The following is a 13,663-nucleotide window of genomic DNA, read 5'->3' on the forward strand; positions in this document are numbered from 1 at the left end:
ACCGAGGTCGTGGCGTTTTCTTTTTCAGACGACGCTCAGCGTGCCGTCGGCGCGTGGGGCGTCAGAACTGCCACCACGACTTCGCGGCGCCGGGCCGTGCGTGGCCGGTCACGTACGGGCTGTCGGGGAAGGTGCCGGCCAGCACGCGACGCGTGTCGTCGGCGAGTTGCTGGTTGTTCAGCTTCTCGTACGACAGGATCATGATGTGCAGCGCGTCTTCGATGGCCGGCGCGTTCTTGTACTCGCGCAATGCGAGCTGCGCACGGTTGATGGCGGCGACATAGGCGCCGCGGCGATAGTAGTAGTCCGCGGCGTGGACTTCGTGCGATGCGAGCGCATTCACGATGTAGCGCATGCGCTGCGCGGCGTCCGCCGCGTACTTGCTGTTCGGGAATCGGTCCACCACGACCTTGAACGCGTCATACGACTCGCGCAGCGACTTCGGGTCGCGCTCGCTCATGTCCTGGCCCGAGAAGCGGCCGAACAGACCGAGATCGTCGTTGAAGTGGATCATGCCTTTCAGGTAGTACGCGTAGGCGATGTCCGGATGATCCGGGTGCAGCTGGATGAAGCGGTCGATGGCCTGGTCGGCGGCGGCGTTTTCGTTGTCCTTCCAGTTGCAGTACGCGACGTTGATCTGCGCCTGCTGCGCGAAGTGGCCGAACGGGTCGCGGCCCTCGAGCATCTCGAAATACTTCGCGCACTTACCGAAGTCACCACCGGTCAGGGCGTCGTTCGCCTCCGTATATAATTTGTTGTTGGTCCACGTTGCCGTTTCGTCGGTCTTTTCCGGCAGGCCATGGCAAGCCGCGATAGCGACGACGGCCGCGGCGCACGCAACGTATCCGGCCACTTTCCGGGCCGCCTTCTTGATGGCCGCCAAATTGATCGCCGCTTCAGTGATGGTGTTCAAGGCTCGCATTTTCCAGTCTAGCTTTACGTCCAGGTGACCCAGATTCAATGACCCGCTCAAATACTCCAGGCACCGCAGGCGCCGGGAATAGCAACGAAGATTATAGCGTAAGCGCCGACCCCGCCGACGCGTCGGGCGTCGATTCCCTCGACGACGATTTCACCGGCGACGCACTCGCCGCAAGCCGTCCGCAAGGCTCCGCCGCCACGGCGGCTCCCGTGCCGGTTCGCACGCTCGACGAAGCGCCGCGCAGCGTCCTGGTACCCGACGAACTGGCCGGCGAGCGCCTCGACAAGGTGCTCGCGAAGGTTTTTCCGGAGTTCTCGCGCAGCCGTCTGCAAAGCTGGATCGAGGCGCAGCGGGTGCGCGTCGACGGCAAGCCGGCCAGAATCCGCCAACCGGTGCCGCTTGGCGCCACGATCGAACTCGTGCCCGATCTGCTGCCCGAGCAGCTCGCCTTCACGCCCGAGCCGGTGCCGCTCGACATCGTCTACGAGGACGACACGCTCGTCGTCATCAACAAGCCGGCCGGCATGGTCGTGCATCCGGCGGCCGGCAACTGGAGCGGCACCGTGCTTAACGGCCTGCTGCACCGCTATGGCGAGGCCGCGGCGGGTCTGCCGCGCGCGGGCATCGTGCATCGGCTCGACAAGGAGACCTCGGGGCTGATGGTGGTCGCGCGCACGCTCGAGGCGCAGACTGACCTTGTGCGTCAGTTGCAGGCGCGCACGGTAAAGCGCCGCTATCTCGCGCTCGTGTGGGGCAACATGCCCGACGAAGGCACGATCGACGCGCCGATCGGCCGCGATCCGCGCGAGCGCACGCGCATGGCCGTGGTCACGGGGGCGGCCGGCAAGCCGGCGCGCACGCATTTCCGGCGCGTGGCCTCGGCGATTTGGCAGCGTCAGCCGGTCACGGCGATTCACTGCGATCTGGAGACCGGGCGCACGCATCAGATTCGCGTGCATTGCGCGCATATTGGCCATCCGCTGCTCGGCGATCCCGTGTATGGGCGCGCGCGCGGCAAGCGCTCGGTCACGCCGCTGCCAGACGGCTTCGCGCGCCAGGCGCTGCACGCGTGGCGGCTCGGACTGATCCACCCGAAGACCGGCCGCTCGATGCAATGGCGCGCCGACGTGCCCGCCGATATCGAGGCGTTGTCGGCGGCGCTCGGTCTGGGGCGCAACGACGCCGGCGAGTTCGATGACGCGAATGACGAGGATGAGGACTACGATGCGTCGTTCGACGACGGCGCGTACGATAAAGAGAGCGACCACGACGAGGACGATCACGCATGAGCACCAATTTGCCGGAGCTGGGTTTTGCCGATGTCGTGCAACCCGCATGGAACGTGTCGCCGCGCGTGCGCGCGCTCGTGACCACCCGCGACGGCGGCGTCAGCGACGCGCCGTTCGGCCGCTGGCGCAACGGCGCTGACCAGCCCGGCGGTCTGAATCTGGGCCTGAAGACCGGCGACGATCCCGCCGCGGTCGCAAGCAATCGCGCACGGCTCATCGCGCTCACCGGTGTTCGCGAAGCCGCGTGGCTCGAACAGATCCACGGCGCGGACATCGCACGTGCGGAGGATGCGGTCGCGCACGCGCGCGAGCATGGCGCGCCGGCGCGCGCCGACGCGAGCGTCACCGATCGCGCGGGCATCGCGTGCGTCGTGATGGTGGCCGATTGCATGCCGGTGCTGTTGTGCGACCAGGCGGGGCGCGCGGTCGGCGCCGCGCATGCAGGCTGGCGCGGACTCGCGGCGGGCATCGTCGAGCAGACGGCAGCGCGGGTCGCGGCGCTGGCGGGCGTAGAGGCGAGCGAGTTGCATGTGTACCTCGGACCGTCGATCGGGCCCAACGCATTCGAAGTCGGGGCGGACGTGCGTGACGCCTTCATGACGGATGTCGACGGCGCACAACGTGATGCGACCGCGCAGGCATTCGTCGCGCATCCCGGCAATGCGGGCAAATATCTCGCCGATCTGCCGGCGCTCGCCCGCTTGCGCCTGCGGCGGCTCGGCCTTACGCGCATCGGCGGCGGCGATCTGTGCACGGTCACGCTGCGCGAGCGCTTTTATTCGTATCGCCGCGATCGCGAAACCGGCCGGATGGCCGCGTTGATCTGGATCGACGAGCAGGCGCAATCCATTGCAGATTAAATTGGAGATGCCGCGCGTGCGCATCTCGTCATACTTTTAAATCGAACGGTGGTTTTATTTTCGCGTGAATGCGCACCGGTTCGTGATTTTCGAATCCCATTGCGGATCTGCCGCCGAAAGGCTGTCTCCCAGCCTTTACACACCTTTTTTGTTGCGCTGCCAGAACGACCGCCAATAGCGCGAATCGCCCGCCGGCTGTGTGGGTGGCCGAACGAATAAATATGCTTAAATGCCATGCGCCGTGGGAGTTTTTAATTTCCTCGCGGTGTGAATCATTTGATTCGCAAGGGCGCGATTTGCCATACAGGGAAAACGATAATAAAAAAACTATCGCAGTGCGGCAAAATCGGGAGCAAGCATTGACATGCCTTGCGATGGGGAGCAAGAATGATTCTTCTAAGCTCCTCGTCCTTCATGGGACAGGGCGTGACGGACTTGCGAGTCATCGCTACGTGCGCACGAACCTGCCTCTCAACCCGTCCGCAAGGACTTACCGGTCAAAAGCAGGCATGGCAGCATCTCATTCCTCAGCTTCCCCCAGCACGGACTCCTCGAAGGAGCAGACGCAGCAGGCCGGTACGAGCGGTGCATCGTCAGCCGCGGGCATGCAGCAATTTCTCGACGCCTGGATGAACGCATGGCGTTCGTTCGGCGCGCCGGCAAACGGCACAGCGTTCCAGATGCCCTCAATGCCGCAGATGCCGAACCTCGCGCAGATCACGGCGGGCTTTCCGCCAATGCCTGCGTTTCCCGGCATGCCCGACTTCAGCAAGCTGGCCGCCGGCGCGTTGCCGTCGTTGCCCGGGCTGGGCATTCCCACCGCCGCGATTCCGCCAGAGCGTTTACAGAAACTGCAGACCGACTATTCGCGCGAGGCGATCGAACTGATCCAGCAGGCCACCACGTCGACGAGCAAGGCGCCTGAACTCAAGGACCGTCGCTTTAGCGCGGACGCCTGGAGCGCGGCGCCGGCCTACGCGTTCACCGCCGCGTGGTATCTGCTGAACGCGCGCTTTCTGCAGCAGATGGTCGAGGCGCTCGACACCGCGCCGAAAACGCGTGAGCGCATTCGCTTCGCGGTTCAGCAGTGGACCGCGGCGGCCTCGCCGAGCAACTTCTTCGCGCTGAATCCCGAAGCGCAGAGAACGCTGCTCGACAGCAACGGCGAGAGCCTTCGCCAAGGCGTGATGAACCTGCTCGGCGACATGCAGCGCGGCAAGATTTCCCAAACCGACGAGTCGCGTTTCACGGTCGGCGAGAACCTTGGCAACACTGAGGGCTCGGTCGTGTTCGAGAACGATCTGCTGCAACTGATCCAGTACAAGCCGCGCACGCCGACCGTGCGCGAGCGGCCGCTGCTGATCGTGCCGCCGTGCATCAACAAGTTCTACATTCTCGACCTGCAGCCTGAAAACTCGCTGGTCGCGCACGCGCTGGATTCGGGCCACCAGGTGTTCCTGATTTCGTGGCGCAACGCGGACCAGTCCATCGCGCACAAGACATGGGACGACTACATCGGCGAGGGCGTGCTCACGTCGATCGACACCGTGCGCAAGATCAGCGGCCGCGAGCAGATCAATACGCTCGGCTTCTGCGTCGGCGGCACGATGCTCGCCACCGCGCTCGCCGTGGTCGCCGCGCGCGGCGAACATCCGGCCGCGTCGATGACGCTGCTCACGGCGATGCTCGACTTTTCCGACACTGGCGTGCTCGACGTGTTCGTCGACGAGGCGCACGTGCAAATGCGCGAGCAGACCATCGGCGGCAAGAACGGCGCGCCGCCCGGACTGATGCGCGGCCTCGAGTTCGCGAACACGTTCTCGTTCCTGCGCCCGAACGACCTCGTGTGGAACTACGTCGTCGACAACTACCTGAAGGGCCGCACGCCGGTGCCGTTCGACCTGCTGTACTGGAACAGCGACTCGACCAGTCTGCCGGGGCCGATGTACGTCTGGTATCTGCGCAACACGTATCTCGAGAACAAGCTGCGCGAGCCGGGTGCACTGACCACCTGCGGCGAGCCGATCGATCTGTCGAAGATCGACGTGCCGACCTTCATTTACGGATCACGCGAAGACCATATCGTGCCGTGGCAAACCGCGTATGCGTCGGCGCCGCTGCTCACCGGACCGCTGAAGTTCGTGCTCGGCGCGTCGGGCCATATCGCCGGCGTGATCAATCCGCCCGCGAAGAAGAAGCGCAGCTTCTGGAAGCTCGATACCGACGCGAAGACGCTCCCAGAAAGCGCGGACGACTGGTTCGACGCGGCGACCGAAGTGCCCGGCAGCTGGTGGCCGGAATGGACCGACTGGCTCGATCAGTACGGCGGCAAGAAAGTGAAGCCGCGCGCCACGCTGGGCTCCGACGAATTCCCGGTCATCGAGCCGGCGCCGGGCCGCTACGTGCGGCAACGGGAGTAAGTTTCACGCACCGGCTCGACGCGCGTGCGAGGTTGCCGTGGACGTCGGCCATAACGCGCAGTCGGCCGGTGAAGAAGTGTTTGGCAGGTGAATGAGCGTCTGGTTGATGAAGGCGTGAGAGCAACGCAAGTTGCAACGCAATTTTTAACGTAGCGGGCTGCGGCGCAGTTGGCCGGGATGCCCGGAGGATATGGAAATGACTGATGTTGTGATCGTATCGGCCGCTCGTACTGCAGTGGGCAAGTTTGGTGGGTCGCTGGCGAAGATTGCCGCACCTGAACTCGGCGCGCTCGCGGTGCGCGCCGTGCTCGAACGGGCAGGCGTGAAGCCGGAACAGGTGAGCGAAGTTATTCTGGGCCAGGTGCTGGCGGCGGGCTCCGGTCAGAACCCCGCGCGTCAGGCGCTGATCAAGGCGGGTTTGCCGTCGGCCGTACCGGGCATGACGATCAACAAGGTCTGCGGCTCCGGTCTGAAGGCCGTGATGCTCGCGGCCAACGCGATCATCGCCGGTGACGCGGACATCGTCGTGGCTGGCGGCCAGGAAAACATGAGCGCCGCACCGCACGTGCTGCCGGGTTCGCGCGACGGTTTCCGCATGGGCGACGTGAAGCTGATCGACTCGATGATCGTCGACGGCCTGTGGGACGTCTACAACCATTACCACATGGGCGTGACGGCTGAAAACGTCGCGAAGGAATACGGCATCACGCGCGAACAGCAGGACGCGTTCGCGGCGCTGTCGCAGAACAAGGCGGAAGCCGCGCAGAAGTCAGGGCGCTTCAACGACGAAATCGTGCCGGTCGAGATTCCGCAACGCAAGGGCGAGCCGCTGCGCTTCGCCACCGACGAATTCGTGCGTCATGGCGTGACGGCCGAATCGCTGGCGGGCCTGAAGCCGGCGTTTTCGAAGGAAGGCACGGTCACGGCGGCGAATGCATCGGGTCTGAACGACGGCGCGGCCGCGGTGCTCGTGATGTCGCTGAAAAAAGCGGAAGCGCTCGGCCTCACGCCGCTCGCGCGCATCAAGGCGTACGCGAACGCGGGTGTCGATCCGAAGGTGATGGGCATGGGCCCGGTGCCGGCTTCGCGCCGTTGCCTCGAGCGCGCGGGCTGGACGCCGGCCGACCTCGACCTGATGGAAATCAACGAAGCGTTTGCCGCGCAGGCGCTCGCCGTGCATCAGCAGATGGGCTGGGACACGTCGAAGATCAACGTGAACGGCGGCGCGATTGCGATCGGCCACCCGATCGGCGCGTCCGGCTGCCGGATTCTCGTCACGCTGCTGCACGAAATGCAGAAGCGCGATGCGAAGAAGGGTCTGGCGTCGCTGTGTATCGGCGGCGGCATGGGTGTCGCGCTCGCGGTCGAGCGCGTTTGAAGTACGCTGGGTACGGCCGCACGCATTCGCGAGAGTTCGCGCGTGGCCTTCGCCGGCATAGGTATCGGGCCGCGCCGCACATCGACTGGCGGTGCGGCGCGCTGCAACAGGTGACTCGTGCCGGTCGTGCGCGTTGCCAGGCGGTCGCCCGGCGGCAACGGGAACCAGCATCAGGCGAGGCACGAGGGGCGCCGGCAGGCGCCTCGATAACGATAACGGAGTGTGGTTTATGACACAGCGAATTGCGTACGTAACGGGCGGCATGGGCGGCATCGGCACCAGCATCTGCCAGCGTTTGCACAAAGAAGGCTTCAGGGTAGTCGCGGGCTGCGGCCCGAATTCGCCGCGCCGTGCGAAGTGGCTCGACGAGCAGAAAGCACTCGGCTACGACTTCGTCGCCTCCGAGGGTAACGTCGGTGACTGGCAATCGACCAAGGACGCATTCGACAAGGTCAAGGCCGAAGTCGGCGAGATCGACATACTGGTCAACAATGCCGGTATCACGCGCGATGTCGTGTTCCGCAAGATGACGCACGAAGACTGGACGGCGGTGATCGACACCAACCTGACCAGCCTGTTCAACGTCACCAAGCAGGTGATCGACGGCATGGTCGAGCGTGGCTTTGGCCGCGTGATCAACATTTCGTCGGTGAACGGCCAGAAGGGCCAGTTCGGTCAGACCAACTACTCGACCGCGAAGGCCGGTATTCACGGTTTTACGATGTCGCTCGCGCAGGAAGTCGCGACCAAGGGCGTGACGGTCAACACCGTGTCGCCAGGCTACATCGGCACCGACATGGTCAAGGCGATCCGCCCGGACGTGCTGGAAAAAATCGTCGCGACGATTCCGGTGCGCCGCCTCGGTCAGCCGGGCGAAATCGGCTCGATCGTCGCGTGGCTCGCGTCGGAAGAATCGGGCTTCGCCACCGGCGCGGATTTTTCGCTGAACGGCGGCTTGCATATGGGCTGAGCCATCGGCGCGCCGGACCGCAAAGCGGCGCGCTTGGGCTCAGATGGTTTCGCCGGCGTCCCGGCTGCGCAATGGTTCCGATTGCACAGCCCGGACGCCGTTTCCGCGTTTGCTTAACTCGAGCTTAAAGGCGTTACATGACTACTACTACAAAGAAAACGGCCGAACGACTGATCAAGAAATATCCGAATCGTCGGCTCTACGACACCGAGACGAGCACCTACATCACGCTGACTGATGTGAAGCAACTCGTGCTCGATCAGGAGGATTTCAAGGTCATCGATGCCAAAAGCAACGAGGACCTGACGCGCTCGATCCTGCTGCAGATCATTCTCGAAGAAGAGAGCGGCGGCCTGCCGATGTTCTCGTCGTCGATGCTGTCGCAGATCATCCGGTTCTACGGTCATGCGATGCAGGGCATGATGGGAACCTATCTGGAAAAGAACATCCAGGCCTTCATCGACATTCAGGCGAAGCTCGCCGACCAGTCGAAGAACCTCTATGAAGGTAAGGCGATGAACCCCGAAGTCTGGGCGCAGTTCATGAACATGCAGGCGCCGATGATGCAGGGCATGATGACCAGCTACATCGAGCAATCGAAGAATATGTTCGTGCAAATGCAGGAGCAGATGCAGAACCAGGCGAAGACGATGTTCGCCACCTTCCCGTTCACGCCGGGCGGCGCGGTCAATGCGAGCAACGCGAGCAATGCGCCGGCTACGCCGCAGGGGAATCCGGAGACGGAGAAGAAGTGAAGCAATGAGTGGCGGCGAGCTCGCGGGAGTGCAGCCGTCGGCGCGCTACAATGGCGCCCCCCGTGCGGGACGCTTTTCCGTCGGAACCGGATTCCGGCGGCTCGATGTCCGTTGCGTCCACTGCCGGCACACCGCTGCTTGCGCCGTTACCGTTTTCCTTCCGCTGGGCCCGTCCTATGTTTCATACCCTCTCCCTGATCGCGTCAGCGTCTTCCGTTGCGAAGGCCGCGCGGATCATTCTGCTCTGACCCGCCGTTCACCCACACCGCTGATGAGCCGACTGATTCTCGCCCCAATGGAAGGGCTCGCTGACTACGTGCTGCGCGACGTGCTGACGAGCGCAGGCGCTTTCGACGGCTGCGTGTCCGAGTTCATCCGCATCACAGGCTCGCTGCTGCCGACCCGCGTCTACGAGCGCGAGGCGCCCGAAATCCTGCACGCGAGCGTGACCGCCAGCGGCACGCCAATGGTGATCCAGTTGCTCGGCAGCGATCCCGAATGGATGGCGCGCAATGCCGCGCATGCGGCCACGCTGTCGCCCTACGGTATCGATCTGAACTTCGGCTGTCCCGCCAAAGTCGTCAATCAGCATGGCGGCGGCGCGATGTTGCTCGCCAACCCGAAGCTGCTGAACCGGATCGTCTCGGCCGTGCGTGCCGCGGTGCCGGCCGATATCGCGGTGACCGCAAAAATGCGCCTCGGTGTGTCCGACACGTCGCGGGCGATCGAATGCGCGCAGGCGCTGGCGGACGGCGGCGCGGCCTCGCTCGTCGTGCATGCGCGCACGCGCGACGACCGCTACCGGCCGCCTGCCCATTGGGAGTGGATCGCGCGCATCGACGCCGCCGTCGAGGTGCCCGTGATCGCGAACGGCGAGGTTTGGACGGTGGCGGACTGGCAGCGCTGCCGCTCGGTCAGCGGCTGCGCGGACCTGATGATCGGGCGCGGCGCCGTGTCGGACCCGTTTCTCGCGCAGCGAATCCGCGGGCTGATGGACCCGTGTCCGTCGCCCGACGAATGGCAGCAGGTGTTGCGATCGATCATCGGCTACATGAACAAGCTGCGCGCGCACGGCACGCTGACCCATGAGCATGGCCGCGTCAAGAAGTGGCTCAGCTACCTGCAACGGACCTGGCCGCAAGCGGCTGAACTGCATGCGGCGATCCGGCGAGTGCAGGACTCTGACGAAATTCTTACGGTAATCGGCCAGGCGCTGGCGGCGGCAGGCGCGTCGGCGCCGACGCGTCGGGACGTTTTCAGCGACGAAAATAACGAGCTGAATCAACCTGATCCGGCCGAAGCCATCCCCGTTTGAGCGCTAGAATTCAAAGACTTACGAGCGGTGGCGGTGGCGAACCGCTACAATTCGGGGTTTAACGTCTTCAAGCGGTTCCCCATGTCTTCCACCCCCTCCAACGCTCCGGCCGTGCCGGGCGCGACACCGAAAGTCGGCTTCGTTTCTCTCGGCTGCCCCAAGGCCCTCGTCGATTCCGAGCAGATCATCACCCAGCTGCGCGCCGAAGGCTACGAAATCTCCGGCACCTATGACGGCGCGGACCTCGTGGTCGTCAACACCTGCGGCTTCATCGACGAAGCCGTGCAGGAAAGCCTCGACGCCATCGGCGAAGCGCTCAACGAAAACGGCAAGGTGATCGTCACGGGCTGCCTCGGCGCGAAGAAGAGCGCAAGCGGTTCGGGGCTGATCGAGGAAGTGCACCCGAAGGTGCTCGCGGTGACCGGCCCGCACGCGCTCGGCGAGGTCATGCAGGCGGTGCACAGCCATCTGCCGAAGCCGCATGATCCGTTCGTCGATCTGGTGCCCGCCGCGGGCGTCAAGCTCACGCCGCGCCACTACGCGTACCTGAAGATTTCCGAAGGCTGCAATCACCGTTGCACGTTCTGCATCATCCCGTCGATGCGCGGCGACCTCGTGTCGCGCCCGGTCGCCGAAGTGATGCTCGAAGCGGAGAATCTGTTCAAGTCCGGCGTGAAGGAACTGCTGGTGATTTCGCAGGACACGAGCGCATACGGCGTCGACGTCAAATACCGCACCGGTTTCTGGAACGGCAAGCCGATCAAGACGCGCATGACGGATCTGGTCGCCGCGCTCGGCGAACTCGCCGCGCAATACGGCGCGTGGGTGCGCCTGCATTACGTGTATCCGTATCCGAGCGTCGACGAAGTGATTCCGATGATGGCCTTGGGCCCGTATAAAGGCCACGTGCTGCCGTATCTCGATGTGCCGTTCCAGCACGCGCATCCGGAAGTGCTGAAGCGCATGAAGCGCCCGGCCAACGCCGAGAAGGTGATGGAGCGCGTGAAGGCGTGGCGCGAGATCTGCCCGGATCTGACGATTCGCAGCACGTTCATCGCCGGCTTCCCTGGCGAGACCGAAGAACAGTTCGAGACGCTGCTCGATTTCATCCGCGAGGCGGAGCTCGATCGCGTTGGCTGCTTTGCGTATTCACCGGTCGAAGGCGCGAGCGCGAATGAACTCGACGGTGCGCTGCCCGACGAAGTGCGTGAGGAACGTCGCGCGCGCTTCATGGAAGTGGCCGAGCAGGTGTCGGCGAAACGCATCGCGAAGAAGGTCGGCAGAACGCTGAAGGTGCTGGTCGACGACATCAACGCGGACGGCGGTATCGGCCGCACCGCGGCGGATGCGCCGGAGATCGACGGCGTCGTCTATATCGCGCCGTCCACCAAAGCGTCGAAGCGCTACAAGGTCGGCGATTTCGTATCCGTGAAGATCACCGGCGCGGACGGTCACGATCTGTGGGGCGAGGTCTAAGCGATGACGCTCAGCGCGGCCGCAGGGCCTGAAGCTCAAGCACCGGAAATCCTCGCGCTCGGCGAGGCAATGATCGAATTCAACCAGTCGGCGAAGGATCAGCCGAACTATCTGCAGGGCTTCGGCGGCGACACGTCGAACTTCTGCATCGCGGCCGCGCGCCAGGGCGCGAGGACCGGCTTCGTGTCGGCGGTCGGCGCCGATCATTTCGGACGCCTGCTCGTCGATCTGTGGGAGCGCGAGCGGGTCGACACGTCGTTCGTGCGCATCGACGCGCAAGCATCGACCGGCGTTTATTTCGTATCGCACGGCCCCAACGGCCACGCGTTCGACTATCTGCGCGCCGGCTCGGCGGCGAGCCGCTATGCGCCGGCCGACCTGCCGCGCGACGCGCTCGCGGCGGCGAAGGTCGTGCATCTGTCCGGCATCAGTCTCGCGATCAGCGTGAGCGCCTGCGACGCCGCGCTCGAAGCGATCGCGCATGCGCGCGCGAATGGCGTGCGCGTGAGCTTCGACACCAATCTGCGTCTGAAGCTGTGGCCGCTCGCGCGGGCGCGCGCGGTGATGCTCGAGGCGATCCGCCAGACCGACATCTGCCTGCCGAGCTGGGACGACGTGACCGAACTGACAGGGCTGACCGGCCGCGACGAGATCGTGGATTTTCTGCTGTCGCACGGGCCGCGCGTGGTCGCGCTGAAGCTCGGCAAGGATGGCTCGTATATCGCGACGCCTGACGAGCGGCGCGTCGTGCCGGGCCACGTCGTCGATGCGGTCGATGCGACCGGCGCCGGCGACTGCTTTGGCGGCGCATTCATCGCGCGCATCGTCGCGGGCGACGATCCATTTGCCGCCGCGCGCTACGCGAACGTCGCCGCCGCGCTGTCCACGCAAGGCTATGGCGCGGTCGCGCCGATCCCGTCGCGTGAGACGGTCGAGCGGCTGCTGGCCGGATAGGAATTACGAATCACGCGAGCCGCGCGCGGCGCAAGCTGGCCCGCGCTGGCGCAATCATCCAGGCAGACTGGACAGACAACAGGAGGGACAAGCGATGCAACGGGACGTAGTGGTGGTAAGTGGTGTGCGCACGGCAATCGGCACGTTCGGCGGTAGCCTGAAGGATTTCGCGCCGACCGATCTCGGCGCGCGCGTGGTGCGCGAAGTGCTCGAGCGTGCGAGCGTGGCGGGCGACGAGGTCGGGCACGTCGTGTTCGGCAACGTCGTGCACACCGAGCCGAAGGATATGTATCTCGCGCGCGTCGCGGCGATCAACGGCGGGGTCGCGCAGCATACGCCCGCGCTGACCGTGAACCGGCTGTGCGGCTCGGGCTTGCAGGCAATCGTGTCGGCTGCGCAGAGCGTGCTGCTCGGCGACGCCGATATCGCGATCGGCGGCGGCGCTGAAAACATGAGCCGCGCGCCTTACTCGATGCCGGCCGCGCGCTTCGGCCAGCGCATGGGCGACGCGCGTCTGGTCGACATGGTGGTCGGCGCGCTCAACGATCCGTTCCAGTCGATCCATATGGGCGTGACCGCCGAGAACGTCGCGCGCAAGTACGAGATCTCGCGCGACGCGCAGGACGCGCTCGCGCTCGAGTCGCATCGCCGCGCGGCCCACGCGATCACGAGCGGCTACTTCAACGAACAGATTCTGCCGATTGCGATTCCGTCGAAGAAGGGCGACGTCGTGTTCGACACTGACGAGCACCCACGGATGAACGCAGCGGCGGAAGACTTCGCGAAGCTGAAGCCGGTGTTCGTGAAGGACAACGGCACGGTGACGGCGGGCAATGCGTCGGGCATCAACGACGCGGCCGCGGCCGTCGTGCTGATGGAGCGTGGCGTCGCCGAGCGGCGCGGCGTCAAGCCGTTGGCGCGGCTCGTGTCGTACGCGCATGCGGGCGTCGATCCGGCGTACATGGGTATCGGGCCGGTCCCGGCGAGCCGCAAGGCGCTCGAACGGGCGGGGATCACGGTCGCCGACCTCGACGTGATCGAGGCCAACGAGGCATTCGCCGCGCAAGCGTGCGCGGTCAGCAAGGAGCTCGGCTTCGATCCGGCCAAGGTCAATCCGAATGGTTCGGGCATTTCGCTCGGCCATCCGATCGGCGCGACCGGCGCGCTGATCACCGTGAAGGCGCTGTACGAGCTGCAGCGCATCGGCGGGCGCTATGCGCTCGTCACGATGTGCATCGGCGGGGGCCAGGGCATCGCGGCGGTTTTCGAGCGTCTGTGAGCGCGCACGGCAGGCCGGCGCGGCACGGGTAGCAAGCAGGAACCG

Annotated in this window: 11 protein-coding genes; 10 read left to right on the forward strand and 1 reads right to left on the reverse strand. The window is 65.0% G+C overall.

Translation table 11 applies throughout. The annotated features are described in order from the left end of the window. Positions 1 to 61 precede the first annotated feature (61 nt). On the reverse strand, positions 62 to 922 hold the full coding sequence (locus tag F6X42_RS16170) for an outer membrane protein assembly factor BamD (protein ID WP_187635186.1): 861 nt from the start codon (positions 920 to 922) through the stop codon (positions 62 to 64). Between the two features lie 38 nt (positions 923 to 960). Here F6X42_RS16170 and F6X42_RS16175 point away from each other — a divergent pair, with 38 nt between their 5' ends. The 10 genes from F6X42_RS16175 (at position 961) to bktB (ending at position 13,618) form a co-directional block, all read left to right on the forward strand. Next, positions 961 to 2,211 (forward strand): RluA family pseudouridine synthase, encoded by a 1,251-nt coding sequence (locus F6X42_RS16175; protein WP_187635187.1) that lies wholly within the window; start codon positions 961 to 963, stop codon positions 2,209 to 2,211. Next, positions 2,208 to 3,071: a peptidoglycan editing factor PgeF gene (gene pgeF / locus F6X42_RS16180; protein ID WP_187635188.1), complete on the forward strand. Its 864-nt coding sequence runs from the start codon at positions 2,208 to 2,210 to the stop codon at positions 3,069 to 3,071. Before F6X42_RS16175 ends, pgeF begins: the two co-directional genes overlap by 4 nt. 605 nt (positions 3,072 to 3,676) lie before the next feature. After that, positions 3,677 to 5,491: a class I poly(R)-hydroxyalkanoic acid synthase gene (gene phaC / locus F6X42_RS16185; protein ID WP_187635328.1), complete on the forward strand. Its 1,815-nt coding sequence runs from the start codon at positions 3,677 to 3,679 to the stop codon at positions 5,489 to 5,491. A 196-nt stretch (positions 5,492 to 5,687) separates the two neighbouring features. Next, positions 5,688 to 6,869, forward strand: a complete 1,182-nt coding sequence (locus F6X42_RS16190) for an acetyl-CoA C-acetyltransferase (protein WP_187635189.1) — start codon at positions 5,688 to 5,690, stop codon at positions 6,867 to 6,869. Between the two features lie 229 nt (positions 6,870 to 7,098). Further along, on the forward strand, positions 7,099 to 7,839 hold the full coding sequence (locus F6X42_RS16195) for a 3-ketoacyl-ACP reductase (protein WP_187635190.1): 741 nt from the start codon (positions 7,099 to 7,101) through the stop codon (positions 7,837 to 7,839). A gap of 137 nt (positions 7,840 to 7,976) precedes the next feature. Next, the gene (gene phaR / locus F6X42_RS16200; protein WP_187635191.1) at positions 7,977 to 8,594 is read left to right on the forward strand and encodes a polyhydroxyalkanoate synthesis repressor PhaR; all 618 of its coding nucleotides are present in this window, start codon (positions 7,977 to 7,979) and stop codon (positions 8,592 to 8,594) included. A 271-nt stretch (positions 8,595 to 8,865) separates the two neighbouring features. Then, positions 8,866 to 9,909 carry a tRNA dihydrouridine synthase gene (locus F6X42_RS16205; protein ID WP_187635192.1) on the forward strand — a complete coding sequence of 348 codons (1,044 nt, stop codon included), beginning with the start codon at positions 8,866 to 8,868 and terminating at the stop codon, positions 9,907 to 9,909. Positions 9,910 to 9,990: 81 nt separating this feature from the next. Continuing rightward, complete coding sequence (gene rimO / locus F6X42_RS16210; protein ID WP_187635193.1) at positions 9,991 to 11,385, forward strand: 30S ribosomal protein S12 methylthiotransferase RimO; 1,395 nt, start codon at positions 9,991 to 9,993, stop codon at positions 11,383 to 11,385. Positions 11,386 to 11,388: 3 nt separating this feature from the next. Then, positions 11,389 to 12,339 carry a sugar kinase gene (locus tag F6X42_RS16215; protein WP_187635194.1) on the forward strand — a complete coding sequence of 317 codons (951 nt, stop codon included), beginning with the start codon at positions 11,389 to 11,391 and terminating at the stop codon, positions 12,337 to 12,339. Positions 12,340 to 12,433: 94 nt separating this feature from the next. Further along, a complete protein-coding gene (bktB, locus tag F6X42_RS16220) occupies positions 12,434 to 13,618 on the forward strand; it encodes a beta-ketothiolase BktB (RefSeq protein WP_187635195.1) in 1,185 nt (394 codons plus the stop codon). The last annotated feature ends 45 nt before the right edge of the window (positions 13,619 to 13,663 follow it).

Origin of the sequence: Paraburkholderia podalyriae (assembly GCF_014397785.1) — a bacterium.
Classification (GTDB): Bacteria; Pseudomonadota; Gammaproteobacteria; order Burkholderiales; family Burkholderiaceae; genus Paraburkholderia; species Paraburkholderia podalyriae.

Bases quoted from the DNA above. Each gene is read 5' to 3' on its own strand.
- F6X42_RS16170 (WP_187635186.1), bottom strand. From the start codon at position 922: ATGCGAGCCTTGAACACCATCACTGAAGCGGCGATCAATTTGGCGGCC.
- F6X42_RS16175 (WP_187635187.1), top strand. From the start codon at position 961: ATGACCCGCTCAAATACTCCAGGCACCGCAGGCGCCGGGAATAGCAAC.
- pgeF (WP_187635188.1), top strand. From the start codon at position 2,208: ATGAGCACCAATTTGCCGGAGCTGGGTTTTGCCGATGTCGTGCAACCC.
- phaC (WP_187635328.1), top strand. From the start codon at position 3,677: ATGCAGCAATTTCTCGACGCCTGGATGAACGCATGGCGTTCGTTCGGC.
- F6X42_RS16190 (WP_187635189.1), top strand. From the start codon at position 5,688: ATGACTGATGTTGTGATCGTATCGGCCGCTCGTACTGCAGTGGGCAAG.
- F6X42_RS16195 (WP_187635190.1), top strand. From the start codon at position 7,099: ATGACACAGCGAATTGCGTACGTAACGGGCGGCATGGGCGGCATCGGC.
- phaR (WP_187635191.1), top strand. From the start codon at position 7,977: ATGACTACTACTACAAAGAAAACGGCCGAACGACTGATCAAGAAATAT.
- F6X42_RS16205 (WP_187635192.1), top strand. From the start codon at position 8,866: ATGAGCCGACTGATTCTCGCCCCAATGGAAGGGCTCGCTGACTACGTG.
- rimO (WP_187635193.1), top strand. From the start codon at position 9,991: ATGTCTTCCACCCCCTCCAACGCTCCGGCCGTGCCGGGCGCGACACCG.
- F6X42_RS16215 (WP_187635194.1), top strand. From the start codon at position 11,389: ATGACGCTCAGCGCGGCCGCAGGGCCTGAAGCTCAAGCACCGGAAATC.
- bktB (WP_187635195.1), top strand. From the start codon at position 12,434: ATGCAACGGGACGTAGTGGTGGTAAGTGGTGTGCGCACGGCAATCGGC.